Origin of the sequence: Halalkalibacter akibai JCM 9157 (assembly GCF_000513135.1) — a bacterium.
In the GTDB taxonomy this organism is placed as follows: Bacteria; Bacillota; Bacilli; order Bacillales; family Bacillaceae_D; genus Halalkalibacter; species Halalkalibacter akibai.
This window is the reverse complement of sequence record NZ_BAUV01000020.1, coordinates 1-24,383: the sequence shown is the minus strand read 5'-3', so window position 1 is coordinate 24,383 and position 24,383 is coordinate 1. Positions and strand designations below refer to the sequence as shown.

Annotated in this window: 27 protein-coding genes and 1 pseudogene; 4 read left to right on the top strand and 24 right to left on the bottom strand. The window is 34.7% G+C overall.

Annotated features, from left to right (window positions below):
* Window positions 1-5: 5 nt before the first annotated feature.
* The 7 genes and pseudogenes from JCM9157_RS12165 to JCM9157_RS12135 all read right to left on the bottom strand — a co-directional run bounded on the left by JCM9157_RS12165 (window position 6) and on the right by JCM9157_RS12135 (window position 5,063).
* Window positions 6-191: a hypothetical protein gene (locus JCM9157_RS12165; protein ID WP_003322280.1), complete on the bottom strand. Its 186-nt coding sequence runs from the start codon at window positions 189-191 to the stop codon at window positions 6-8.
* Entirely contained in the window at window positions 188-1,600 is a 1,413-nt protein-coding gene (locus JCM9157_RS12160) for a sensor histidine kinase (protein WP_012960979.1), read from the bottom strand. The genes JCM9157_RS12165 and JCM9157_RS12160 overlap by 4 nt, the downstream gene beginning before the upstream one ends.
* Window positions 1,597-2,291, bottom strand: a pseudogene (locus tag JCM9157_RS12155) (response regulator transcription factor). Before JCM9157_RS12155 ends, JCM9157_RS12160 begins: the two are co-directional and overlap by 4 nt.
* A gap of 349 nt (window positions 2,292-2,640) precedes the next feature.
* Window positions 2,641-2,847 carry a hypothetical protein gene (locus tag JCM9157_RS12150; RefSeq protein WP_003322284.1) on the bottom strand — a complete coding sequence of 69 codons (207 nt, stop codon included), beginning with the start codon at window positions 2,845-2,847 and terminating at the stop codon, window positions 2,641-2,643.
* 124 nt (window positions 2,848-2,971) lie between these two features.
* Complete coding sequence (locus JCM9157_RS12145) at window positions 2,972-3,706, bottom strand: cytochrome c biogenesis CcdA family protein (protein WP_034634016.1); 735 nt, start codon at window positions 3,704-3,706, stop codon at window positions 2,972-2,974.
* A 30-nt stretch (window positions 3,707-3,736) separates the two neighbouring features.
* The gene (locus JCM9157_RS12140; RefSeq protein WP_035665057.1) at window positions 3,737-4,549 is read right to left on the bottom strand and encodes a cytochrome c oxidase assembly protein; all 813 of its coding nucleotides are present in this window, start codon (window positions 4,547-4,549) and stop codon (window positions 3,737-3,739) included.
* A 310-nt stretch (window positions 4,550-4,859) separates the two neighbouring features.
* Window positions 4,860-5,063 carry a hypothetical protein gene (locus tag JCM9157_RS12135; RefSeq protein WP_003322288.1) on the bottom strand — a complete coding sequence of 68 codons (204 nt, stop codon included), beginning with the start codon at window positions 5,061-5,063 and terminating at the stop codon, window positions 4,860-4,862.
* Window positions 5,064-5,381: 318 nt separating this feature from the next.
* On the opposite strand from JCM9157_RS12135, the gene JCM9157_RS24010 reads away from it, so the two are divergent.
* On the top strand, window positions 5,382-5,708 hold the full coding sequence (locus JCM9157_RS24010; protein ID WP_235714948.1) for a four-helix bundle copper-binding protein: 327 nt from the start codon (window positions 5,382-5,384) through the stop codon (window positions 5,706-5,708).
* Between the two features lie 153 nt (window positions 5,709-5,861).
* Here the strand turns inward: JCM9157_RS24010 and JCM9157_RS12130 are convergent, their stop codons facing one another.
* The 3 genes from JCM9157_RS12130 to JCM9157_RS12120 form a co-directional block, all read right to left on the bottom strand.
* Window positions 5,862-6,500, bottom strand: coding sequence for an NAD(P)/FAD-dependent oxidoreductase (locus JCM9157_RS12130; RefSeq protein ID WP_003322291.1), 639 nt, complete (start codon window positions 6,498-6,500; stop codon window positions 5,862-5,864).
* 128 nt (window positions 6,501-6,628) lie between these two features.
* On the bottom strand, window positions 6,629-8,866 hold the full coding sequence (locus tag JCM9157_RS12125; RefSeq protein ID WP_035665055.1) for a spermidine synthase family protein: 2,238 nt from the start codon (window positions 8,864-8,866) through the stop codon (window positions 6,629-6,631).
* Between the two features lie 174 nt (window positions 8,867-9,040).
* Window positions 9,041-10,189 (bottom strand): YncE family protein, encoded by a 1,149-nt coding sequence (locus JCM9157_RS12120; protein WP_012960987.1) that lies wholly within the window; start codon window positions 10,187-10,189, stop codon window positions 9,041-9,043.
* 339 nt (window positions 10,190-10,528) lie between these two features.
* Here JCM9157_RS12120 and JCM9157_RS24395 point away from each other — a divergent pair, with 339 nt between their 5' ends.
* Window positions 10,529-10,711 carry a hypothetical protein gene (locus tag JCM9157_RS24395; protein ID WP_148296861.1) on the top strand — a complete coding sequence of 61 codons (183 nt, stop codon included), beginning with the start codon at window positions 10,529-10,531 and terminating at the stop codon, window positions 10,709-10,711.
* A 457-nt stretch (window positions 10,712-11,168) separates the two neighbouring features.
* Window positions 11,169-11,396 (top strand): hypothetical protein, encoded by a 228-nt coding sequence (locus JCM9157_RS12115; protein ID WP_035665054.1) that lies wholly within the window; start codon window positions 11,169-11,171, stop codon window positions 11,394-11,396.
* Between the two features lie 458 nt (window positions 11,397-11,854).
* Here the strand turns inward: JCM9157_RS12115 and JCM9157_RS12110 are convergent, their stop codons facing one another.
* From JCM9157_RS12110 to JCM9157_RS12060, 12 genes are all read right to left on the bottom strand, one after another.
* On the bottom strand, window positions 11,855-12,493 hold the full coding sequence (locus JCM9157_RS12110; RefSeq protein ID WP_003322320.1) for a TVP38/TMEM64 family protein: 639 nt from the start codon (window positions 12,491-12,493) through the stop codon (window positions 11,855-11,857).
* Between the two features lie 70 nt (window positions 12,494-12,563).
* Window positions 12,564-13,904, bottom strand: coding sequence for a serine hydrolase (locus JCM9157_RS12105; RefSeq protein WP_012960991.1), 1,341 nt, complete (start codon window positions 13,902-13,904; stop codon window positions 12,564-12,566).
* Window positions 13,905-14,203: 299 nt separating this feature from the next.
* Window positions 14,204-14,911: a DUF8832 domain-containing protein gene (locus JCM9157_RS12100; protein WP_035665052.1), complete on the bottom strand. Its 708-nt coding sequence runs from the start codon at window positions 14,909-14,911 to the stop codon at window positions 14,204-14,206.
* Window positions 14,912-14,923: 12 nt separating this feature from the next.
* Complete coding sequence (locus JCM9157_RS12095) at window positions 14,924-16,000, bottom strand: MFS transporter (protein WP_268870947.1); 1,077 nt, start codon at window positions 15,998-16,000, stop codon at window positions 14,924-14,926.
* Window positions 15,997-16,251, bottom strand: coding sequence for an MFS transporter (locus JCM9157_RS25755; protein ID WP_268870596.1), 255 nt, complete (start codon window positions 16,249-16,251; stop codon window positions 15,997-15,999). Before JCM9157_RS25755 ends, JCM9157_RS12095 begins: the two co-directional genes overlap by 4 nt.
* Before the next feature lie 66 nt (window positions 16,252-16,317).
* Window positions 16,318-16,665 carry a four-helix bundle copper-binding protein gene (locus tag JCM9157_RS12090; protein ID WP_003322324.1) on the bottom strand — a complete coding sequence of 116 codons (348 nt, stop codon included), beginning with the start codon at window positions 16,663-16,665 and terminating at the stop codon, window positions 16,318-16,320.
* A gap of 207 nt (window positions 16,666-16,872) precedes the next feature.
* Entirely contained in the window at window positions 16,873-17,706 is an 834-nt protein-coding gene (locus tag JCM9157_RS12085; RefSeq protein ID WP_035665048.1) for a M15 family metallopeptidase, read from the bottom strand.
* An 89-nt stretch (window positions 17,707-17,795) separates the two neighbouring features.
* Window positions 17,796-18,353 (bottom strand): TVP38/TMEM64 family protein, encoded by a 558-nt coding sequence (locus tag JCM9157_RS12080; protein ID WP_035665046.1) that lies wholly within the window; start codon window positions 18,351-18,353, stop codon window positions 17,796-17,798.
* A gap of 319 nt (window positions 18,354-18,672) precedes the next feature.
* Entirely contained in the window at window positions 18,673-18,912 is a 240-nt protein-coding gene (locus JCM9157_RS12075) for a hypothetical protein (protein WP_012960998.1), read from the bottom strand.
* 3 nt (window positions 18,913-18,915) lie between these two features.
* Window positions 18,916-19,170, bottom strand: coding sequence for a hypothetical protein (locus JCM9157_RS12070; RefSeq protein WP_035665045.1), 255 nt, complete (start codon window positions 19,168-19,170; stop codon window positions 18,916-18,918).
* A gap of 212 nt (window positions 19,171-19,382) precedes the next feature.
* Complete coding sequence (locus JCM9157_RS12065; protein ID WP_035665044.1) at window positions 19,383-20,768, bottom strand: sensor histidine kinase; 1,386 nt, start codon at window positions 20,766-20,768, stop codon at window positions 19,383-19,385.
* On the bottom strand, window positions 20,765-21,463 hold the full coding sequence (locus tag JCM9157_RS12060) for a response regulator transcription factor (protein ID WP_035665043.1): 699 nt from the start codon (window positions 21,461-21,463) through the stop codon (window positions 20,765-20,767). The genes JCM9157_RS12065 and JCM9157_RS12060 overlap by 4 nt, the downstream gene beginning before the upstream one ends.
* 291 nt (window positions 21,464-21,754) lie before the next feature.
* On the opposite strand from JCM9157_RS12060, the gene spoIIP reads away from it, so the two are divergent.
* Window positions 21,755-22,918: a stage II sporulation protein P gene (gene spoIIP / locus JCM9157_RS12055; RefSeq protein ID WP_035665042.1), complete on the top strand. Its 1,164-nt coding sequence runs from the start codon at window positions 21,755-21,757 to the stop codon at window positions 22,916-22,918.
* 214 nt (window positions 22,919-23,132) lie between these two features.
* Here the strand turns inward: spoIIP and JCM9157_RS12050 are convergent, their stop codons facing one another.
* Complete coding sequence (locus JCM9157_RS12050) at window positions 23,133-23,633, bottom strand: helix-turn-helix domain-containing protein (protein WP_035665040.1); 501 nt, start codon at window positions 23,631-23,633, stop codon at window positions 23,133-23,135.
* Window positions 23,634-23,736: 103 nt separating this feature from the next.
* Window positions 23,737-24,383, bottom strand: a 647-nt coding sequence (locus tag JCM9157_RS23420; protein WP_052013116.1) for a YwmB family TATA-box binding protein, incomplete at its 5' end; no start/stop codon positions are given.

Here is a 24,383-nt window from a genome sequence, read left to right as displayed (position 1 = left end):
ATTGCTTACTTTCTTTTTTTGAACAACAGAAAAATTAGTCCAATCGTTAGAGATGGAATTCCTACCCAAAGACAAATTTTTAGGAGAGAGATGATAAAATTCTCGTCCGTCGTTAACGTTAAGGACATACTTAAACAAACTAACCCAATAAGCAAAAGCAGACTAACAATGACCCAGTCTATCCATTTCATATCTTTTCTCCCCTCTCCTTGTTCCCAATATCATTAGGAAAAGAAAGAGTAAATTGGGTTCCTTCGTTTTCCTTACTCGTTATATCTATTGTACCACCGTGTAACTTTACTAACATTTTAACGATGGCTAATCCCAATCCGGTCCCTCCGAATTCTCTTGAGCGAGATTTTTCTACTCGGTAAAACCGATCAAAAATAAATGGAAGTTCGTCGGCTGGAATTCCTGATCCGGTATCTTTGATAATGATGTTAATTTGATTATCACCTTGCCTGAACTCACAGGTTACCTCACCGTTAGTCGTATGCCTCATCGCATTATCCAATAAGTTGGTAAAAACTTGTTCTATTCGTTTTCCATCTCCATAAAACAAGGAAAGGTTTTCATCCACTTTAACCGTAAATAGAAGATCTTTTTCTTTTGCTTTTAATGAATATTTCATATCGAGGTTATCGGCAAGTTCTGTTAAATCGATCCACTCCTTATTTATGTCAAACTTCCCTTCTTCCATCTTCGACAAATCAAACAAGTCTGATATAAGATAATTTAATCGAGTTGCTTCATGTTCAAGGATTGATAAATACTGTTCTTTTTCTTCCTCCGTCTGATACAGCTTTTCTTTCAAGACTTCCGAATAACCCATTAAATATGAAACCGGTGTTTTTAACTCATGAGAAATACTAGCAAAGAATTCACTTCTTGTATCATGGTGCCTCTTTAGTTCCTGAGTTAGGTTGTTAATGCCAACAGCAAGAGAACCGATTTCATCTTTTGATCGTACAATCACTTTTGTATTTAAATCCCCTTTGGCAATCTTTTTTGTTGCAGCCTGCATTTCAAGTAAAGGTGACGAGAGCTTTCGTGAAGCAATAAATGTAAACCCAAGAGCTAGAAAGAAACCTCCAACACCAGCAAGAAGAAACAACTGTCTTACCGTAGACATCGAATCATACATATCATTAAGTGGAAATAACATGAACAGACTACCTTTGAATTGATCAGCATTTATTGGATGACCATACAAAAGATAAGGAATGTCAGTGAACGGTTCTACGTATTCATAGAAAACAGGCCTTCCTTCAAAAAGGTTTTGCAAGTCGAACTCTTTAATGTTTATTTCCAGATCATCCGTACCTGTAAACGTGATCATATCTCCATCTTCGTCTAGTAAGAAGATTTTTTTTTGTGTAATATTTCCTGCCATTTCGACCATTGGCGTTGACATTAACATTTGATTATTCGCTATCATCTGGGCATAATTTGACGTTAATTGATGAGCTTCCTCTTTTGCCTTATTGTAATAATAATTACAAAAAACCTGATCAATGACATAAACAAAAGGTGCGAAAACTAATAAAAAAACGGTAATCATCGTCAGCCCTAATTTTACATCAATTCGATTCCATCTCATGTGTCTATTTCCTTTAACTTATAGCCGACACCCCAAACCGTTTCGATGATAGTAAAGCTCAGCCCTTCTTTCTTTAATTTCAAACGAATACTTTTTATGTGAGAATCAACCGTTCTTTCATCTCCGAGAAAATCCACTCCCCAAATTTTCAAAAGTAACTGGTCCCGGTTAAACACTTGCTTAGGATTCAAGAGTAATAATTTTAATAACTCAAATTCTTTAGGGGTTAAATGAACAGGATTGTCTTGAACAAAAACTTTATGATCATCCACATCCATTTTCAGCTCGTGGAAATGGAGTTGTTTTGTTTGCGTTGTTTGATTTACAACAGCTCTTCTTAAAAGTGCATTCACTCGTGCGATAAGTTCTTCTGGTTTGAAAGGTTTAGTTAAATAATCATCCGCTCCAATATCGAGTCCCTTCACCTTGTCCGTTGTCTCAGTTCTAGCTGTTAACATTAATATAGCAAAGCCAAATTTTCTTTTCTAATTTCTTCACACACTTCCCAACCATCCATCTCTGGCATCATTACATCTAAAATAATAAGTTGAAAAGAATGACATTTCATTTCTTTAAGCGCTTCTTTCCCATTCACAGCTTCCACTATGTTATATCCTTGCTTGGATAAATGAATTCGAATTAGATTTCTCATATTCCATTCGTCATCAACAATTAGAATTTTAGTGTCCATGTTCTCCCTCTTTTCTATATAAAGAATCTTACTTATAAAATATTTTTTTACACAAATCTACTTGAAAAGAAGAAAATGGAGGCAACTCAATTAAAAGCCTCCTCCACCGATTGATTTTACTATAATTTAGACCTATTGTGAGTTTGTTAAGCGGGATAAACTTACAATAAGGTTAGTTACTTTTTTCCCGTTTATCGAAGGGGTCATTCTGTTTATTAATCAAAAATTCATAACCCTCTGGTTTTCTTTTGATAGTAGCATAAGAGTGAATCATCATCGCAATTATTAGTAAGAATAAAAGTATGATCGGAACAAAAATTGATAATTCCTCCAAACGTACTCCCCTCCATTATTGTGACCTTTTTAAAGAATCAATTTCCTTCATCAACTTTTGATTTTGTTCCATTAAGTGATTCATATTTTTTTGTAAATCTTTTCCGTTTGGTTCACTCTTATTACTGTTATTTCCATCAGACATCCTTTTCATAAAGAAAAATAACATCACTAACATTAAAGGACATAATAATAGTGGAAGATAATAAGCTAAATTTTCCATAGTCAAATACCTCCTAATTTTTAAATCTATTTATATTATAAAAGGTAATTGTGTTGAAATTTTGAAGAAAAAAATATAAATTTCCTTTTGAATTAGATCATGGTTTAATGCAACACATACTTCCTTAAATCCCCCAATAAGTTATTGTATCTAAAATCCCAAGTATGATCAGAAAGCCCCCTGCAACTCTCTGTATCCATTTTCCGATGTTTCTTCCTTTTTTCAAAAGTGTCCCGTTTAATCCAAAAGTCCAGATGAGATACATTGTAATGAACAAAGGAATCGATGTACCAAACGAAAACACAGTTGGTAAGATGAATCCGTATGAAGTAGAAAGGGTTAACGGCATTAGCAAAAAGAAAAAGATTGAGAACATGGTTGGACAGAATCCTAATGAAAAACTACTTCCTAAAAGAAATGCCCCCCATTTTCCTCTGTTTTTATCACCAGCTTCTCTTTGTTTTAGACCGATAGACCATTTCCATGTGATGAGTCCAACTAAATAAAGACCGATTATGATAAAAATGGGCCCAAGTATTTTACGTATCCATGGAAGGTAACCAATTAGTTCTTGTTGAAATTCAGAACCTAATATCCACACTAGTAATCCTAACCCCGAAAAAACAACGACTTTCCCAAGTTGAAAGAATATAACTTCTGACCATGGAATAGCTTTTTGGATAGACCGATTCCCATAGAGTGTAATGGCACCTACATTTCCGGTGAATTGACACGGTGCAGCAGCTGCTAGAATTCCAATAATAAGCGCTGCTAAAAGCGGAATATGATCAAAACCATACATTAGTTGAATTAAGGGATCATATAATAATCGACTAATAGAATTAAATACATCATACATATTACAAACCTCGCTTTATAGTAATCAATTTTATGAAGCATCCTCATTTCGTATTTCTACATTTTCTTTTTTTCTTTCTTTTTTTGCCCATCGCAAGAAAAGAATCCCAATGATTGTAATAAATACCCCTTCTTGAATCAGCTTCATTACAATCCCTCCAAGTTGTTGATCATCTTTTATTGATAAGAACGAGATCAATTGAGGAGCATTTATATAGGTTGTATAAAGTACGTTATTAGAAAAGATAATTAAAGCGCAAACCGGTGTAATTAATACACTATTTAAGAAAATGTAGCCTAAACTTTTCAATTCAGATAACTCGTAATTACTTTTGGAATGAAGAATAGATAACCACATTGTAAAAGCTAATATTGTGAGAATTACATGATACACAGATTGATATTGATGGTTCAAACGTAAATAGTCAAATAGACTTGGATAATGGTATAGGGAAAATAATCCATTAAATAAAAGCGATGCGATGATCGGTTTGCTCAATACTCCTAATAATCCCCTGCTTAGTAAACTGGAGCTCGTAGGATGCTTAATTAACTGATTAGGTAGTCCTATAAGAATCAATGGTGGTGCCACAAAATAGACTATTGCTTGTTCAAGCATATGAGCACTAAACAAATAATTGTGTCCGATTAAGTGAAGTGGACTTCCTACTGCAACATAAAAAAACCATACTCCTATAACAAACGATACGGCTTTTCCTTTACTGGTCCTATTAGCAACTTTTTTAGTGACATAGAAATAAAAAAATGTAATAAGAAAAATAAGGATAAGCCACCCTATATTCCATAGCTCTTGGTAACTGTAACTTTCAAAAATATAATTCATCATCTTATCTCCTACTTTTATAATCAAGCGTTCTTACTATAGCGGAAAAATGTGATAGATTTATGATGAAAAGTAAAAATAAAAACTACGTAATATCCATGAAACTAGGTTCATAGTGAGAAAAAAAACAACAAACAGATTCCTTACAAGTGTCAATGGAATTTCATAGAGATAGCAAGAAGAAACTCGAGGATTGAAAGACCTCGAGTCTAATTTGTTATTATTTTCATTTAACCAGTATTCATACAAGGAAATCTCCTTAAAAACTTTTAAGATACTAAATGTTTTATTGACTAACCATCCTGGTTCATTAATTCGTACATCCACTTGTCATAGGGCATTCAGGAGCAGTGGCACAGTCAGAAACCCCGCCTTCCATTTTTTGTGCACACATAGCTACATGTTGTCCCTTCGACATTTGCGCACAATCCGCAACTCCGTTTCCACTAGCAAAAGCAGGAGTACTAATTGTCATGGTTGCAACTAATACAAATAAAGCCAACTTCATTTTCATTCCATTTCCTCCTCATAATTGTATATCCATCACAAGAAAAGAATATAAAAAAATTGTGATGAAAATATGATGGAATGGAAAAGGTTATTCTTGAAAATAACGAAGCAGTATCGAGACCAGGAAGACTGCGTTAGTTTTTTATCTTATCATACTGAGAAATTAAATAGCTGCCCGTTTGGAACTCGTAAAACCCTAAAAATTAGACTAATGCCTAAAGCATAGGTAATCAACTAGACATACGATGAACTTGTGATATAAGTTTTTTTAATTTAAGGAATTAAATTGAATCATACTATGTCTTATCATATGGAAAACCACATGTCACAACACAGAGCACTTGAAACGGTTCAACATTGTGAAGCTATTTGTGAATTTACCGAGTATTCTATTTTGCAAATGGACAGCTCAAGTCACAGAAAAGAGCAATTGCGATTACTTAGAGACTGCGCTGATATTTGTACGTTAACTGCTAAATATATGGCCCGTTGTAGCGTCTTCGCTAAATCTCTTGCTTCGTTATGTGCCCATATTTGTGAAGTTTGCGGGAACCACTGTTTACATCACCCAGACGAAGTTTCACAACGATGTGGTCAAATGTGCTTACATTGTGCTCAAGAGTGTCGCGCCTTTGCTATGGGTGCATAATTATAGTAAAGCTAAAGATAAGAAGTGAATACCAATGGCTAGGTAAAAACAAGTGCGCTACGTAATAAGTAGCGCACCCTTAGCTGAACCTATTTCTTCCTAAATCCTGTCAACAGCTTATTACTTTCAGTAGATTGAATTTTTGATTATCATTTATCTTTTTTTAAGAACTTGCTGCTGTAAATTTTCAAAGCCGAATCGATTAATAAACTTGAAAAACGGTTCTCTTTTTTTTCCAAATTCGTGATAAAGATCTAGTATATCATCCACCATCGCATATAATTGTTCAGGTACTAGTTGTTTCTTGAACAATGTACCTACCTTAGCATCTGCTCCCTTGCTTTTGCCACCGATGTATAAATCGAACTCATTTGTACCTACTTTAATAATCCCAATGTCATTGATTAATGGTTCACCACAACCAACTCGACATCCCGTATATGCTGGTTTGAGGGTAAAAGGCACTTCCCTTCCCGCAATTCGTTTATTTAACTCGATAGCTACCGGCATCCCTTCTTCCTCCGATCCTTTACAAAAATTACAGGTACGAAGGCTTTTAACAAAACTTCCAACCGGATAACAGATTAAACCAGCTTCTTTAAATTTTCCTTTTACTAACTCCAGTTTATTTTCAGACACATCAATATAGAGCTGTTGAAACGTTGTTAATTCCAATTCTTGATCATCATTCATATATTCAGCTAGAACTCGTAATTGTTTTGCATTTAACTTTGCCCCAAAGGATATCCCAGCATTCACAGCAAGTTTAACAAGTTTCTCTGTTTGACTCATCTATTCTTCCCACCTTGTTTGTTTTAACAATGTATTCTAACTAAAGTTACATTACCCTAGTAAGGTATGTCAATAACACAATAAGAGCCAGAATTTAATTCTGGCTAAGGAAAAATCACATTTCTGATTTACATTTTTAACAGAGGTTGAAAAATAAATAACAAGAGATAAACAACAATCCCTACTATTATTGTAAGATTCATTCCAAACGTTAAAGATAACATGGCTGCTACTATTGAACCGGCAACCGTCATTAAACCGTTGATCCCCCAACTAATTGAAATTTGATGCTTTTTAAGCCTACTCATCCCATATGGAAATGGCATTCCTATAAAAAAACCTACTGGGATAAGCATAGTAATGACAAGCAAGGTTCTTTGAAATGTGGAGAGTGCCAGCTCAGACTGATAGTAAAAATGAATTAATAGATACACGACAGATGTTAGAAATGCCACAAGTAATATTAGGACAAATCTTCTATCCTCTTCTCTTTTCCATTTAGTCGAATAGGCACTTCCAATTCCACCGGAAATAAGAAGTGTTGTTAATACGATAACAAATGCCCAAGTAGGATGCCCTAGAGGCAATGTCAGGCGTTGTATCAGTGTTACTTGAATAAGCATAAAACCGATTCCAATCCCACTGAAATAAACCATGCTTCCAACTGGAACTTGCTTTCGATAAATTAAACTCATTACAGAAGTGCCAAGACTTATAAGAATCAAACCAATCCATAAAAAAGAAGGAATCCCATCATTCTTATGAAAAAAGAAAGGCTGAGCATCTCGGTTTGCTTTAAAAGGGATGGCCGTATCATGAAGCCTGTTTGCTAAATCTTTGTAGTGATCAAATCTATATGGAACATGTAAAGGGAGCTGTGCGATATTCGCGGCAGAGTCGAAAAGTTTCGTCGCTTCCTTTTCTGTAAATGGATGCTTTTTCAAAATAAGCAGTGGCCGTTCGATGCTTCCCGGCTCGGCTACTACATGACCAAAAATGTGTTGACTACCGACAACGGCTATGTGATTTTTAATTTCATTAGATGGAATTCCCCTTTCTTGATAATAGCTTTCTGCACTATGGATGACTTTAGCTAGCTCCTTTTCGTCGTGAAGTAGAAATGAAAGTTGGCCATTTTCTTTGAGTTTATTAAAATAGTCACGTAACGCTTCATTCGTATAAATGAAATTTTCCGTTAAGGCTAACCCTAGTCCACTATCAGATTGCTTTGTTACCAGTGAAAGGAATATCAAATCATAAGTATTTGTTGTCTCACGAATATAATTTCGACCATCAGCTACAATCGTTTCGACACCATCTCGTTCAAATACATCCCCAGCAAATGATCGAAGTGAATGAACGGCGTTAAAGCTACCTTTATTTATGTCTAGAGCTTCAATCTTGGAATAGCCTGCCATTTCAGCAGATAAGACTTCTTGTCCACCACCACTTCCAATAATCAATGCCCTCTCTTTTTCTTTTGGATTCTGAAAAGCTAAATCACTTGTATTCATTTGCAAATAGTCTACTGTATTTAGGTCTCCGTCAAAACGAGAAATCGAAGAAACAGCACCTCCGTCTATCGTCATATACAAAAAATCTCCGTCTTTTGCATCGTAAACATCAGTGCGTGAAAATGAATCCCATTCAGAATAGATAATGTTTCCCTCTTGTTCAGAAAACGTTGTATATGGACTTGTTTGATAAGACAAAAAACGTTCCGTTGTTAAAAAAGGAGAAAATATATTTATCATCAATAAGGCTAGTATCATGATTAACATAACTTTTGCAGCTTTTTTTAATTGAGTAAATACCAGAATACTCCCAACTAAAAATAAAGCAAGTGATAACATAGATATCATTGGAATAGGGGATAAATGATTCATCAAGAGGATGGCAAGACTCGCCCCCAAACTTGCTCCGACTAAATCGATGAAATAAACAACATGAACTTTAGTATGTAATTTTTGAAAAATACTAGCTAAAATATAACCAGTAAACAAAAATGGTACTGTTGAGAGAATGGAGTAAAAGGTGATGCCTTGAAATGGCGTAAGATAAATTAATGACGTTACACCTATTAGTAAAACACCTTGCCCACATAGTGCAAATGGATATAGACTACGGAAAAGAATAGGAAACTGATAAGCAAAATATCCTCCAATTCCAATTCCTAATGTAGCTAACGAAATGACAAGAAATACATAATTGTAATCAAAAATAACTGCAAACAAACGTGTTAAAAAAATTTCAAACATGATCATCGAAAATGCAAAGAAAAAAGTCAGGGATAGATCCTTTATTAATTCTGGTTGTAATTTTACGAAGACTGATTTTTTCTTAATATTTAAAATTAGTTCTTGCATAAATCAATCACTTCCTATGCGAGAGTTTCACAAATAATTCTTGCCTCAAATCTAATTCTTTAACCCTTGAAACTCCATAGGATGTAATAAGCATTAAATTGGTTAGGAGTAAAAAAAAGGGCGAACAAAGAAAAGCCTTAAAAAGTTTACCTACAACTTCTTAAGGCTTTTCCTCTAGTTTATAGAAATACCATTAGGGTATTCCCCTACATCTAATCGTTTTACTTCTTCTAACGTTTTTAAATCAACAACGGAAACCGTGTCTTCAAACATATTTGTAACAAAGGCATATTGACTATCCTTAGAAATTACAATACCATGTGCCCCTTTTCCTAACGGAACCTCCTTTTCAACTTCTAATGTATCAAGTCCTATAATAGAGATCGTGTCTGATGGGTTCTCTTCACTTCCTTGATTTGCAACAACGACATATTGATTGTCGTAACTAGCAAACATTTGTACCGGACCTACTCCGACATCAATGTGTTTGATTACTTCTTGCGTTGACGTATTAATAACAGCTAGTTGGTTATCAACATGCAATCCAACAAAGGCATACTTTCCGTCATGGGAAAATCCAGTTTGAACAGCACCCTCTCCTACATGAACTCGATTAACTTCTTCATTCAATTGTAAGTCAATAATGCTAACATCAGCACTTTGCATATTCGCTATATAAGCATTTTGTTGATCGGGCGATATCCTTACTCCATGTGGATATTCTCCCACTTCTACATTAACAACTTCATCTGTCTTTCTATTAATAACCGTGACAGAATTATCACCAGAATTTGTTACGACAACGATCTCACCATTCTCTGTAGTCGTTACATGAGCTGGGTGACTCCCTACCTGATGTTCTTCCACTTTTTCTAACGTGTTTATATCATATGCTACAATCATTTCTTGTTTTACCTTATCTTGTTCTTCGTTACCATCATCTTCATGGTTATGACTATGTTTCTCATCTTCATTATCCTCATGTGGCGGATTAATAGTTACCCAAATTAACTGAGACTCGACATTGACTTCTAGATTATGTGCTTCCCCATCAAGGTAAACAAGCTCTTGCCTTCCTTCTGGATAGTAAATGACAGACATAGTTCCATCCTTTTCATTTCCGACTACAACAATGTACTCTTCTTCGAAATCCGCTTCCCCCACGTCCACTTGTTTTTCTGTCTCTTCCATACCATCGTTCAACTTGTTTTCTGCATTAGCATTTTCTTCGTTATTTACCACGCTTTCAGCGTTCTGTCCACAAGCAGCAAGCAAAAGTGAAATCGTCAAAATCATGAGTATAAAGCAAATTTTTCTATTCATCTATTTCCCTCCTAGTTCTTTATAAATGTAAGTATAAAAGGAGGATTATACGACAAATGTGATTCCAATCACAAAAGCAAATATTAAATGATTTTTGTTCAATAGATTGCCTTGCTTTCTTCATAGTTTCTATATAAATATCTGTAATGAAAAGTTGTTATCTGGTGACCCCTTTTTAAATTATAGAAATCAAAACACTTTATCTAATTTCCTAATTACCTGTGTATGATACTGCTTTTTCAAGATAATATTCATAATTTCAATTCATCATAACTTTTAAAATCATCAATAACCAATCTCTGAGTTAAATGGTTCAATTTACATTGGGGGAGAAGAACGGTGAAAAAAAGTGTAATGTTGTCTATTGGTGGTTTAGTTCTCTTTGGGTTCGTAACAGCTTGTTCAGATAGGGACGATGAAATATCAACAAATGAAGGGGAATACATAGGATCGAGACTGAATAAAACGAGCTTGCAGTCGAAAATGAGGACGATCACGAGCATCTGCAACAAAAGACACTGATGCCCCTCCCAATGAAGAATCAGAAATTGATCATCACGACGATCTTCCTTATGAATGGTCTGCGCTTTATAATTTTGATCCTGGTACTTATTCCTTAGAACTTAATCAAAATGATTCGAGGATGAGACTATGAGGAAAAATAAAAATATTAAAGACCTAGAACATCATGCTGCTCACCTTATCAAATCAACTGCCATTGAAGTAGCGGAAAATGACCATTTTGAGTTGTTTACGAAATACTGTTGAATTTGGATCAGTCGTTTTATTCGTTCAAAATTGAAGAAAAAGGAACTTATATGATATTTACAGAGCGTCACCCAAATGAATTCGACATGATTATCGCTGCTGAAACAGGGGCAACTATTGATCCGCAAAATCCAACTGAATATAAAGGACTGGGACACAGTCCTAATTTTCCCCGTTCCCTATAGGATTCCAAAGGTTGAGGTGTGTAGCCATGGACAGATTGTTTATTATAAGTTTGTTGTTATTAACAATTATACTCATTACGAATCCTTCCACCACTCATGCACATAGGTTAGTAATAGAACCTTTAGAACCAGGAGAAATTCGGGTTGTATACGATGATAGTCGTTTTTCAACAGGAACAACTGTGACCGTTTATGTTGTAAATGGTATCGTGTTACAAACTGGAGGACTTGATGATCAGGGCTATTTTCGTTAAGACGAGAATCACGCTCATTTTTTTGTAGCTGATGATAGGATTGGTCACCGTACAGAGTGGACTGCGGGAGAAGAAGTTGTTTTATCTCGGATCCTCATCGCTGGCTTATAGCAGGAATTGTTCTCTTTCTTTTAATAAGCATTGCTGTCTTTTTCTCTTATCGAGTTAGAAAATGAAATTAACTAAACAAAAGTGAACTGAGCAATAGACAACCTGTAATAGTAAAATATTTGCACAACAGGAAGAAGTCCTCTTACCCTCTATTGCTTTAATAGCCCTGGCCTTCATGTTATTTATCAGGAACCCTACTTAAAATCATAAAAGATCCTCTTCAGGTTATATGCACAAATCCATTGACGATTTGTGCATTCATTTAGTTAGATTGTTATAATGGGTAGCCTCTTCAAGAGTAAGCTAAATTCACAAAATCGTTTTTTAAACACTATTCTACCTAGTAACTAAACATTTAACCAAGAGACTTTTCTTTTTATTTTTAACGCTGTAATACCTACAACAATAAGGAATAAGAATAGATATACAATATATTGTTCCTCAAATGAAATCAGTCCAATAGATAAAATAGATAGTACAAATACAAAGATAGCGTGACCAAACATAGTACTAAGTACGTAATCTTTGGTTTTTATATTACTCATTCCACATGAAATATTTATAATACTAGACGGAATTACAGGTGTAATGCGACTCACTAAAATAACTAGGAACCCATTCTCTTCAATCGTTTTCTTTATTTTCAAATGATTGTGTTTAAAGATCTTCCCTTGTGAAAAATACCTCGCTATATAAAATACAATCACAGACCCGATAATATTTCCGGCTAAACTCCAAAGATACCCATAAAAGAAACCAAATAACCAAATATTGAACATGGTGAGAACTAAAAATGGTAGAAATGAGAATAGATTTTGCATTATCATAAGTCCCATGGTTATTAATAAGACAATTATTAATTCATTGCCGATTAGTCTTTTTAATTCTATCCATTCACCAGCTTTCAGATATAAAAACCAATCATTTTGGCTAAAAATTAAAATTTTGAAGATAAGTAGTGTTACTAAAAATAATAATACTTTCATTCTATTTCACTCTCCTTCTAGGAAAGAAATAGAGAGGTATCATCTAGACTTAGATGTACCTCTCAGATGATTAGAACCAACCTTTAATTGCGTTATAAAGAGTTACCCATAGTTCTGAGAAAAATCCACCTACTGAACGAAGAACCAAGCTAAAGAAACCTGCCTCTTCAATCGCTTCATTTGTTATTACATCTACTTGGGCAATATAATGACTATCTATAAATTCATAATCATTTTCTCCTACATACTCTAACGATATCGTTCCTATTTTCTCTCCTTTTTCTACAGGAGCAATTAGCTCGCCATTCTCGTTTAAACGTTCTTGGTCAAAAGTAACTACAGGAATATAATTGTCTCTTTCTCCTACACGCACGAAACTTATTAGACTTTCGTCAGTAAAAACAGCAACTTCATGTTCTTTCCCTTTCGAAACTCCAACGGTTTCCTGTCCCTCAGGTCTATATCCTTTAGGGATAAGTTCTTCTATTGAAAATTGTGAAAAACCATAGTCTAATAGTTTTTTAGTCTCGCTAAAACGTTCTTCAAGTGAGCTTGTCTTTGTTACAACTGTAATTAATCGAACGTTATCTCTTTCAGCAGTTCCAGTAAAGCTATATCCAGCTTGAGCAGTATATCCCGTTTTCAAACCATCTACGTCCGGGTATCCATAAACTAAACCAGGGAGCATCCAATTCCAATTATCCATTTGGATAAAGTCCTCTGTTCCTTCTTTAAAGATTTTTCTTTCAATACTAGCTGTCTCTAGAACTTCTGGATAATCTTTTAGTAAATGAAAAGCTAACTTCGCAGTTGCCCTAACCGTTAATTCGTTCTCATCCTTTTCTGTCGTTCCTTCTGGGTGCTTTCCTAAAAGATATTGGTTCGGTAGACCTGTAGAGTTAACAAATTTATAATCAATTCCATACTCCCCTAATTCCAATTGCATTGCTTTATCATTCATCATGTTAACGAATGATTCTTCTGATCCAGCAATTAGCTCTGCTAATGCCATCGTAGCACCATTAGCTGAATATATAGCTACTGACTCATAAAGTTCTTTAACTGTATATGTTTCATCTTGCCGTAAATAAACGTTGGAAAGATTATTATTATGTGATATTTCACGAACGAGGTCACTTATAGGAACGACCTGTTCCCAAGATATTGCCCCATTATTAATAGCCTCGAGAACTAAATATTCACTCATCATTTTTGACATGCTAGCAACTTTTAATAATTCATTTATATTTTTTTGTAATAAGATCTTTCCAGAGGTAGCATCTACAAGGATAGCTGAGTTTGTATTTATATTTGGATTCGCACTAACTGACACGGGAGAAGTTATTAATACATTTGTTATCACCAATAATAAAACTGCCTTTATAAAACTTTTTTTGAATCTTATTCTCACTTTTTCTGCCTCCAGTTCCAATTCTTTATTTAATATTCATTATTTATAATTAGCGACCTTACTACTATATTAGCGTACCTCTTAATTGTGTTTTTTTTGTGGACTTCTATCAATTTATATTTTTTTAAACGTCAGCTCATCCATTTCTATGCTTAGAAAGTTATTCTGGTAGTTTTTTCAATCGTATAGTATTCGTTTTATATTCACACTAGCCTTTGTAGGATTATAAGCAAAAAGAAAAAGACAAGAATTTTTGAGATTCAAGTCTCTGATAAGGCGTGATAAAATATTTCATGCATTTACTTTTCCTTTACTTCTATCCAAAAAGGAAAAGCAATTATTTGTTCTGCAAATTTAAATTCAACCCATAGTTTGTAAAAACCGCTATCTATAAATTGAGCAACAAATACTGTTTCATGATCTGAATTAGGATGCACATGAATAAATTGCTTTACTTCATCATCAATGATTACTACATGTCCAAGAGCCCCTAGATAAGGTTCAGGTTTCTCACCTTTGAGATCGAAATGAAGTGTAACATCTTCTCCGATTTTCAATGGACCGTGAGTCATTTCAACTATCTTCCCACTAATTTCCTTTATCTTTTCTTTGTTAGGAATAAGGTTCATTTCATTATCCCAGAAATGAGTATGATTAAGTATATTGCCCTCTATTGCATTCGCTTCAATTAGATAATGTTTCCCTTTCGGATTTATATCAACAAAAGCCTTATAAGATGTAAGATCACGAAGAGGGAGCGTTACTTCATACGTATACAAATCAATTTGCTCAGGATGTAAATGATAAAACTCTTGCAAATCATCACTGACGACGATCAGGTGCATATATTTCTCATGTGTTTGTAATAGCTCTAGTGGGCTCCCTTCTCGATCTTCTAAATGAATATTCAAAATAGAGTCCTGATATGTAATGGTTGTAATGATATCGTTTTCGGCTGCGCCCATGTGCATATGATGTTGCATTTCATGATGTTGATGTTGTTCCATTTGATTATCTTCCTATCTCTGTGAATGATTTTTTTTTCTGAAAAATACTTCTTGTTCCCAACCACTAAACGGATGAGAGCGGTTTTTCGTAGGTCCCGGTTGAACTCTTGGTGCGTGTCTCGGCTTATCATCTTGTGTCGTAGCCTTTTGTAATAATTGTTCAAGTGGCTGCCATTTCTTGAGTAATAGAACAACCAAGAATAACGCTACCCCTGTTGCTCCATACACGACCCACGGTAAATAACTAACTTCTGTTCCGATTTGAAGTAATTGACCACCAATAAAGTTTCCACCAGCTTCACCTAAGCCTGACATCACATTCGCCAATCCAAAGAAGAGACCGATCAATCCGGCTGTCGATAACTGTGAAATTGTACTATCGATAGTTGGTAAGATAAGCATTTCACCTACAACAAAGATGGCACCACTTAAAACAAGGTGAAAAAAAGATGTAGCAAAGTAAAGAGAACCGACTCCAAACCCAATAAATAACATCCCGAATGCAAGTGCGGTTAACGGATGTAACCTCTGAATAACTTTTCCTGTCATCACGTTTTGAGCCAAAATGACAATCCCACTATTGATCGTCCAAATCAAAGCCACATTACTTGGATCAGGCAAAACCTCCGTTGCCCGTAGTGGAAGCGTTAAAGCTAACTGAGCATACAAAGCCCAAATCACAACACTTACTACACCAAACATAATAAAAGGTTTGTTCTTAAACACTTCCTTATAAGCACCCGATGGGATAACGGGACAATTTGCATCTCCGCAATTTTTCGGAAGGAAAAACCAACTCTTTAATGCGAGTACCACATAAATAACTCCCGCTATCCAAAAAATCAACTTAGAGGATCCTGTCACAACAAAGAAGATAATAAGGCCAGCAGCTGCTGTTCCGATATTAGCTGCAATCCCACGCATCGAAAAGGCTGTCGTTTGCGTTTCTTCTGATGCCAGTGCCGCAATGGCCGCCTTGGTTGATGGAGCGTTCAATCCATTGCCAAGACCTGTAATCAGTGAGGCTACAAGTAATAATCCAAATATATTAAAGAGTCCAAAACCGATTAATCCAACTGCACCAATCATGCTCCTAACCCAATAATGAACCTTCTGCCAATACGATCTGCCAGAAATCCTCCGAGTAAGCTCCCAAATTGAAATGATATGGCATTCATTGCTAAGATCATTCCTATTTGCGCTAGAGATAATGCTGCATCTATTTTTAACATAATCGGTAACATAGGAATCACTAAGTATGTTCCTAAATGGGAAAGCAAGACTCCAAATAATAAAATCAGCATGGTACGATCTAATTTTTTAATGTCTTGTATAATCATTTGATCCCTTCTTTAACAGGTATTGAACAAAAACAGGCAACCTTGATCACCTGCTTTTGCTCGATTTTAAGCTACCATTTTACGGCATTCTTCTGCACACTTGCGGCAGTAAGTAGCACATTCCTGGCAATGAGCGTCTTGGAACTTCTCACAGTCAGTAGCACAGGCTTCGCAGATCATAGCACACATTTCACAAAATTGTTTTGCAAACATACTCCCACGTGACATCCATTGAGATGCCATTGAACAAATATCTGCGCAGTCTCTTAACATACTGATACAGTGAGTTCTAGCTTGGACATCAGGCTCTTTTAGACATGATGATAAACATTCTTCGCATGCTTGCATACATTTGTTGCAAGCATCAATACACGCCTGATGTTGCTGTATAGTTGAATCAATCAAAGTGGTCATTTTACATCTCCTCCCTTATTATTTAATAGACCACTCTACATAAATCTAGTAAATATTACCAAGTTACACAAGGCAGAAGTATTAAAGGAAATTTTGTTCGAAATTTAATTATCATCATGATACCAAAACGTAAATAAGCCCCCTGGAGAAGGGAGCTAAGAATAAAGATATTAGTATTTACTTTAATTAAAATCTACTCTTCAAAGCTTACTCAAATCCTAAGTATTCTTCTAACGTTAACCCTTGTTCATGAATTACTTTGGCTGGCTCTTTGCCTACAAACCGAAGATGCCATGGCTCGTATTGATAACCTGTAATTTTTTCTTTATCTTTTGGATAACGAATGATAAAACCAAACTGCGCAGCATTTTCCTTAATCCATTGACCCTCAGGTGTATCTTCAAATGAGGTAACTAATTGAAAGTTCACTTCCGGAGTAGTAACATCCATTGCTAGACCAGTTTGGTGCTCACTATGCCCAGCATTCGCACTTACTCGACTTGCCTTTTCTTCACCGCTTCTCTCAACATAATACGCAAAGATACTCTCCTGTCGTTCATAAGAGCGATACCCGGATTGAGCATAAAGATTTAAGTTTTCATCATTGGCTTTTTCAAATAAATCTTCAAGTGCTGTCGCTGCTTCCTGTCGCATTAAGCGTTGAGCCAGCTCCTCTATGAACGGAAAGGGTACATTTGGATCAACTAAATCCGAAGGTACATAGTCTTTTGGTAAATCCCGCTCTTTATTTACCAATAAAAGAACATCATCTAATTGCTCTTCCGTGTAAGATTCCCATGGTTTATCTTTAGCAAAATCTTCTTGGGATTGTTTGCCTTTATCGATACTATTTTTTATTGGAGCACTATCTAAATCACCGTTCTTATTCTTCATTTTTTCGTCGTCTGTTGATAAGTAATCACTTAATAACATTTCTTTATTTTCTTCTTTTGTAGAATCTGTTAATAGTGAATTTTCTTTATAAATTACAATTAAGATTACAAATACCACTGCTAGTGCAGCAATGTAAAAATACCTCATTTAATACAATACCTATCCTTTCTGTGTTATTACTGCAATTACAACTTAGCGAGATTTCAGGTCTTAAACTTTATTAGTAAGTGGCTTATTCATACAGAAGTGGGTTGCTTCCTTTTTTTCCAAACAACAAAAATTAAATAAATCGCTGCAATGCTAAGGATCATTTTTCCTTGCCACTCAAATTGAGTAATCTGATAAACCGAATACGCTTCAATCAAAAGCGCAGGTATTTTACCTATTGAGCTTGCAATAGCAAAAGTGATAAATGAGACACTACCAATGGCTCCAGCAAGAGTAACCAGACCTGAAGGAACAAAAGGAAGAAGGCGAAGGGATAAAATTAAATAAAAGGCATCTTTTCCTTTTAAATGTACTAACCGTTTTAATTTCGGGTACTTGTCCAATGGCTTCTGAGAAAATTGTTTTAACCCTTTTCGATACAAATAAAATGCTATGATGGCTCCGATCGCTTCTCCAACAAAAGAAATAAATGTCCCCATCCAGAAACCAAAAAAAATTAAATTTGCTGCGGTCACAAAGAAACTTGGAATAACTCCTAATACAGCAACAATAATACTAATTCCAATACTAATGAAGATTGCAAAGTGTTCATACTCTTGAAAGTAATATATAAGTCGATCCTCCATTTTCCCCTCCACTATTTGTCTTCATAATGATTTCAACCCTCGTATTTTTAATAGATCTCCATAGACCCTTACGTTTTATTTTTCGTGTATTGTTACTCTGATCAAGAACTATTATTCTATCGTTCAATTATGTAGAAAATATGAAGTTTTTTAAATTTTGGTATTATCTTAAGTAACTTTGTTTATAGACAACAAAAGACTCCTACAACAAATTGATAGGAGTCAATGCCATTATTCTTTCATGCGTCATTTGTTTTCTTCGATTACCAACATTACATTAATCTTTTACAATGATTACTCTATAACATGAGCATTTTCCTTAAGATGACTTTGACTTTTTTAGTTCCTCTAAAGATGCAGTCAACTTTTTATTTTCTTCCATTAACTTACTCATTTGTTTTTGTGCTTGCTGCCAATCTTCAGATGAGTTAATTAAATTCTCATTCTTATTTTTTTGCGTCCCATTAGGGGTACTCTGCTTAGCCATCTTGACGGCTTTCCAACAGAAGAACAGACAAACGATTTTAATCGCAATAAATACTAGTAAAAATGTGTTCAATTGTTACAACTCCTTTCGTAATCCGTCCATTTCTTTCAATAGTTTTTGATTATCCTTTTCTATTTTCTCTATTTGTGAATGCATTTTTTGTAACTCGATCGATTCAGAAACTGATTCTTCGTTGTTTACTGGATTAGCAGTTATGTTTTTTTTAGGCGAACAACAGGTAGAACTTCCACCGTGCTTGCCCATGCCTTTAACACAAGTCAGGATTAAGAGCACAAGAACACCAAGTAAAAGAAATGTAACTAAATCCATTTTCCCAAACCCCTTTCATCAATTCGGTTCCCTACAGAACTTTAAGGATCTCTCATAAAAAATGTAACAAAAGAATTTGATGGAAATATGAAGAAATACAAAAGATTAATACTTTCTTTAGAAAATTTATTTTTGAGGCTATTTCTATTTATGAAAAAAGGACTTATTCTGCTCGCTGGTTGTTAAGTCCATCCATATTTGATAACAATATATCAAGAATTGTTTAATCTTATGGTGAATACCGTTCCTACATTAACTGTACTTTTGATTTGTATTGTTCCACCATGCTGTTCAATAATTTGCTTAGTAATGGCTAACCCTAATCCGCTACCACCGTATTTCGTGGAACGCGATTTGTCTACTCGATAAAAACGGTCCCATATATAGGGAAGATCCTTAGCTGGAATTCCTTCGCCATTGTCTTCAATTTCAATTATTATTTCTTTGTATCTCTCCTCTAATCTAACTTGTATTTTCCCATTTAGGTTTGTGTGTCTAATACTATTATTCAAAAGATTAAGTAAGACTCGTTCAAACTGATCTGGGTCAATGTTAGCAAGAAGAGTTGGGTGGGCGTACGAAAAGAGTATGTCTATTTTCTTATCATCAGTAGCTAATGTTACTTTCTTTTTAACTTCTTGAATGAAATCTACAAGATCGATTTCCTGAATATTCAACTGGATTTTACCTTCCTCTAGCTTCATTAATTGAAAAAGGTTCTTTACTAAACTTTCCATTCGCACAGCTTCCTGGTGAATGATTGTTGCCTGATCATGAACAAGGTCTGCTTCCACCTTCTGATCTTTTAACAATGCAGCATAGCCTTTAATATATGTTAGTGGTGTTCGGATGTCATGGGAGACGTTGGTTAGAAATTGTTGTCTTGTATCTCTATATTCTTTAAGTTGTATTGCCATAGTAGAAATATGCCTTAATAAATCGTCTATTTCGTCATTTCCTTTACTAGAAAGTTGGACATCAAAGTTCCCTTTTGCTATTTGCTTTGTCAAATCCCGTGCATTCGTAATTGGAAGAGTAATCTTTTTTGATAAGAAAATTGTAAACATACCCGAAAATAAAAGTGTAATCAATCCCATTGATATTGTAATCCCTAAAAGAGTTAATCTAGCTTCTTCAAAGCTACCAGTATCTTGGTCAATAAATAGATACCCTGCCAACTCTCCGTTGATTTTAAACGGTTCGTATGACCAAATATGGGGAATGTGCTCGGTCATGGTGTTAACAAATTCTGTTTTTTCATTCGATCGTTCAGAAAGGCTAACAATCCAACTTTGATATCGATCAATCATTTCCTTTGAAACTTGTTGGGTACTATTTTTAACATTGAAATTTGCATCAAAAATAATAAATGTATTTTCTGGGTTTCTTTTTTCCATAATCATCACATGTTCTAGCGTTTCTGGCACCGTATGCAGTTCTACTACTTCGCGGTGTGCGTCAAGTCTATGCTCAATTTCCCCCTGGAGTTGATTTTTGTAAAATGATTTTGAAAGGGTGTAAAAGGAGAAACCCATCATGACTATGATCAATACCACAGACAAAAGAACAAGCAAGCTCACTTTAGTCGACAATTTCATGTACTCAATCCCTCATGCTGAGGAACTTTATAACCAATCCCCCATACTGTCTCCACGACAGTGTTGTCAAGCCCGGCTTTTTTTAATTTGTCACGGATGTTTTTAATATGGGTATCAATATTTCGGAAATCACGATCATCTGCCTCATCCCATACAAGGTAAAAGAGTTGTTCCCTTGTATAAACACGTCCAGGGTTGGATAGAAGGGTACTAAAAAGTTGATACTCTTTTTTCGTCAGTGGAATCCCTTTCTGATTGTAGAAAACCATTTGCTGCGAATGATCTATAGTAATTCCAAACATCCCCTTCCTTTTTTCTACCTGTTGAAAAGGTTCTACACGTCGAAGTACAGAATTAACTCTGGCCACTAGTTCCTTCGGTTCAAACGGCTTCGTAATATAATCAGATGCCCCAAGGTTTAACCCCTCTACCACCTGATCTGTTTCACCAATAGCTGAAATAATAATAGTAGGCACTAATAATTCTTTCTCTGTTAATTCCTTTAATACTTGAAAGCCATTCATTTCTGGCATCATAATATCAAGTAACATTAAATCAAACTGTTGCTCTTTTATTAATTCAAGTGCTTCTTTTCCAGAACCCGCGGTCGTTAACTCAAATTCGCTAGAACCAATACATACACAGAGCAATGATTGCATTTGTTTTTCATCATCAACTATAAGTATTTTTTTCATTGATCTCACCTCATGCTTAATCTATTTCTTAAACATACTGCCTCTTCACCTAAATTTTTAATATAAACTTCCTAATGTCATACTAACTTAAAAGTATGTAAAAACAATGAACTTTTAGTCAAAGAAGATTCATTTTCATTCCATTACCACTTTGTAATGAACTATTCTCTTGCCTCTTTTTCTATTATTAATAAAAAATTCCACTTAAATTAATAGAGTTTTGTAGAATTTGATTCTTCTAATATTTAACTTATGGTCATATCTATTAACGAGTGAAAGGAGAGGTCGCTTTTGAAATCTAGCAAAACTCGTAGTACTGCACCCACACAAAATATGATAATTATGTTGATTTTAGGTATGATTTCCATCTCTATAATTATTGGAGCATTAACGACCTTTCAAACATCGCTAACAAGTGACGCATTAAAACGAACAACTTATGACATCTCCGTTGAATCACTCTTTTATTTTATGAGCATGGAAAATCATTATTTTTCAGAAGTTTTGCCAGCTGAAAGTCAAAATCCTTCAATAGGGAAATTTGCATTTGAATTAATAACTAATATAAATTTTGATGATCCTAGAACTTTTTTAGGAAGAGAACTTCCTGGGTTTTCTTTTTATGATGGAACGATTGTTGTCGCTGGAGAAGGATCTAATTTTACAAACATGCCTACTTCTGAATCCGCTCCCCCATTGGATGTGATACTTGCTGAAAGAGAGGCCGCTTCTGAGAATTTAGCAAATATGAACGAAGAAACTTCTGATGAGCGTAATGATATGAGCGCCGAATCTCAATCAACAGAGAATAAAGTCGTTCATATTATCCATTCACATAGTCGGGAATCATTCCTGCCTGAATTAAAAAACGCATCTGAACCGGACGATGCTTGGCATGCAGAGCTAAATGTTACTTTAGTAGGCGAGAGATTAGGAAAAGAATTAGAAAAGAGAGGTATCGGAACTGAGGTCGACAAAACTGATATAAGTGGTATGTTAAGCGAACGTAGCTGGAGCTATCCTCAGTCCTATGAAGCGTCAAGAGACCTTATAAAAACAGCAATGGAAGACAATCAAGACTTGGAATTTTTCTTTGAAATTCATCGTGATGCATTACGCAGGGATATAACAACCGTTACAATAAACGGGATAGAATATGCGCGAACTTATTTTGTTATAGGAAAAAATAACCCTAACTATGAGAAGAATCAAAAACTAGCTGAGGACTTGCACTATTTACTCGAAAAACAATATCCAGGGTTAAGCAGAGGGGTACTTGTAAAGGACGGGACTGGGATTAACGGTAGATATAATCAGGATCTTTCAGAAAACTCCATACTTATTGAAATGGGCGGTGTAGATAATACATTAGAGGAAAGTTACCGGACAACTGAGGCATTAGCAGAAATTATTAGTGATTATTACTGGAACTCCGCTGAGAAGGTGAATAACTAATTTTACTTAGCATTATTTCTTAGAGTATAGTAATTACTCTAGTTCTACTTTGATTTTTGACAAACGTAACCAAATGAAACAATTATTGAAATGACATGACTATAATCCTGTTATTGAAGGCCCCTATAATTTTGGGACCTTCAATAACAATATTGGTTCCCCCTCAAAAAGAACGCAAAAAACAGAAAGCAGGAGAGAATTTACTTAAGTATAGTTAACATCGTCTTAAATAAAAATGATTAATTTTATGAGCCCCTGTTGAGATTATAATAAATTCATCAAAATTAATTGATCTTTTCTCTAGTAGTGGTATCACTTTTTCCACTATCAAATTAGAAATATTATTTGGTGAAAAAGCAGAAACTCGCTCGTATAGCTCGTTAGGAATGTCTATTATAAGTTGATTGGATTCATTAGATATTTTAATGAGAATTTCCGAGCTGAGATTTTCTGCTTCTGCACTTATTCCATATAATTTTTCACCTTTTTGGTTTAATGTATTTTGATCGATTCTTAGAAACTCGTACGATAAAAGTTCATTTGTTGTTACTGACAAATAGTGACAAAGAGTGTTCAAAGTATTAAAATTTATTTTATTTGCATGTTTAGAACAAAGATACAAAATTTCCTCCAGTGGAATTTTTGTATCTTTTGCAATATCTTCAAAAGAAATCTCCTTATCGAGCAACAAGTTTTTTAAGTGGAACACGATCATTTATACTCCCCCTAAATTATTCTATAATGAATTAAGTAATACAACTGAACCTTCGCGCAATCTTACAATCAAAACCTTTAAATAATTTGAAAATTCAAGGAAGCTAATGTTCAACCGTAATAATAGGTGTTCCTATTGTCACATCAACATTATCTGAGTATGGAACACTCCTAACCCCTATTTGTAAATTCATTTTATCATTCTGATTTAAGGGTAGACTTAAATCCCACCTAGGGTTATACGCAGAAACCGATATGAATTGATCCTCTTCAACCCCTTCTTTAACCTCTCCAGAAAAGTCACGTACTAAATCTTGAGCTAAGTCCTGTAAGTTCTTATTATTATCTTCAATACTTCCTTGAATCATATAAAAGATGGAACTGCCTTTAATGTTTGATGATATTTCATTCATAATGTCAGAATTCCACTCATCTCCAACAACCTGATAAGTAATATTCACTTTATACTTATTTCTATCTTCATAAGATGTAATCACGATACGTTCATCTAAGCTTTGGTTATTTTTTGTACCAACTACTTTATTGTGATGGTCATTTTCAATTTTTTCCGTGCTCCATACAAAGTCTGTTTTATTTTTTTGTGTGTCATCAATTAGTTCAATCACTTCAGTTACATTCATTACATATAGTTCCTCCCTTGAATAAGCTGACCAGGAATGTAACGTCATATTATTTTTTGTTATGACTTCATAAATATCTTCAAGTTCGTTTATATTTTCTTTTTTTTCAT

Excerpts from the sequence above, each read along its gene's own strand:
- JCM9157_RS12140 (WP_035665057.1), bottom strand. The coding sequence starts at position 4,549 with ATGAATTATATTTTTGAAAGTTACAGTTACCAAGAGCTATGGAATATA.
- JCM9157_RS25755 (WP_268870596.1), bottom strand. The coding sequence starts at position 16,251 with ATGATTATACAAGACATTAAAAAATTAGATCGTACCATGCTGATTTTA.
- JCM9157_RS12115 (WP_035665054.1), top strand. The coding sequence starts at position 11,169 with ATGGACAGATTGTTTATTATAAGTTTGTTGTTATTAACAATTATACTC.
- JCM9157_RS12085 (WP_035665048.1), bottom strand. The coding sequence starts at position 17,706 with ATGAGGTATTTTTACATTGCTGCACTAGCAGTGGTATTTGTAATCTTA.
- JCM9157_RS12080 (WP_035665046.1), bottom strand. The coding sequence starts at position 18,353 with ATGGAGGATCGACTTATATATTACTTTCAAGAGTATGAACACTTTGCA.
- JCM9157_RS12145 (WP_034634016.1), bottom strand. The coding sequence starts at position 3,706 with ATGTATGATGTATTTAATTCTATTAGTCGATTATTATATGATCCCTTA.
- JCM9157_RS12095 (WP_268870947.1), bottom strand. The coding sequence starts at position 16,000 with ATGATTGGTGCAGTTGGATTAATCGGTTTTGGACTCTTTAATATATTT.
- JCM9157_RS12135 (WP_003322288.1), bottom strand. The coding sequence starts at position 5,063 with ATGAAAATGAAGTTGGCTTTATTTGTATTAGTTGCAACCATGACAATT.
- JCM9157_RS12070 (WP_035665045.1), bottom strand. The coding sequence starts at position 19,170 with ATGGATTTAGTTACATTTCTTTTACTTGGTGTTCTTGTGCTCTTAATC.
- JCM9157_RS12100 (WP_035665052.1), bottom strand. The coding sequence starts at position 14,911 with ATGGAACAACATCAACATCATGAAATGCAACATCATATGCACATGGGC.
- JCM9157_RS12125 (WP_035665055.1), bottom strand. The coding sequence starts at position 8,866 with ATGCAAGAACTAATTTTAAATATTAAGAAAAAATCAGTCTTCGTAAAA.
- JCM9157_RS12065 (WP_035665044.1), bottom strand. The coding sequence starts at position 20,768 with ATGAAATTGTCGACTAAAGTGAGCTTGCTTGTTCTTTTGTCTGTGGTA.
- JCM9157_RS12160 (WP_012960979.1), bottom strand. The coding sequence starts at position 1,600 with ATGAGATGGAATCGAATTGATGTAAAATTAGGGCTGACGATGATTACC.
- JCM9157_RS12150 (WP_003322284.1), bottom strand. The coding sequence starts at position 2,847 with ATGGAAAATTTAGCTTATTATCTTCCACTATTATTATGTCCTTTAATG.
- JCM9157_RS12110 (WP_003322320.1), bottom strand. The coding sequence starts at position 12,493 with ATGAAAGTATTATTATTTTTAGTAACACTACTTATCTTCAAAATTTTA.
- JCM9157_RS12130 (WP_003322291.1), bottom strand. The coding sequence starts at position 6,500 with ATGAGTCAAACAGAGAAACTTGTTAAACTTGCTGTGAATGCTGGGATA.
- JCM9157_RS12090 (WP_003322324.1), bottom strand. The coding sequence starts at position 16,665 with ATGACCACTTTGATTGATTCAACTATACAGCAACATCAGGCGTGTATT.
- JCM9157_RS12120 (WP_012960987.1), bottom strand. The coding sequence starts at position 10,189 with ATGAATAGAAAAATTTGCTTTATACTCATGATTTTGACGATTTCACTT.
- JCM9157_RS12060 (WP_035665043.1), bottom strand. The coding sequence starts at position 21,463 with ATGAAAAAAATACTTATAGTTGATGATGAAAAACAAATGCAATCATTG.
- JCM9157_RS24010 (WP_235714948.1), top strand. The coding sequence starts at position 5,382 with ATGTCACAACACAGAGCACTTGAAACGGTTCAACATTGTGAAGCTATT.
- JCM9157_RS12050 (WP_035665040.1), bottom strand. The coding sequence starts at position 23,633 with ATGATCGTGTTCCACTTAAAAAACTTGTTGCTCGATAAGGAGATTTCT.
- JCM9157_RS12165 (WP_003322280.1), bottom strand. The coding sequence starts at position 191 with ATGAAATGGATAGACTGGGTCATTGTTAGTCTGCTTTTGCTTATTGGG.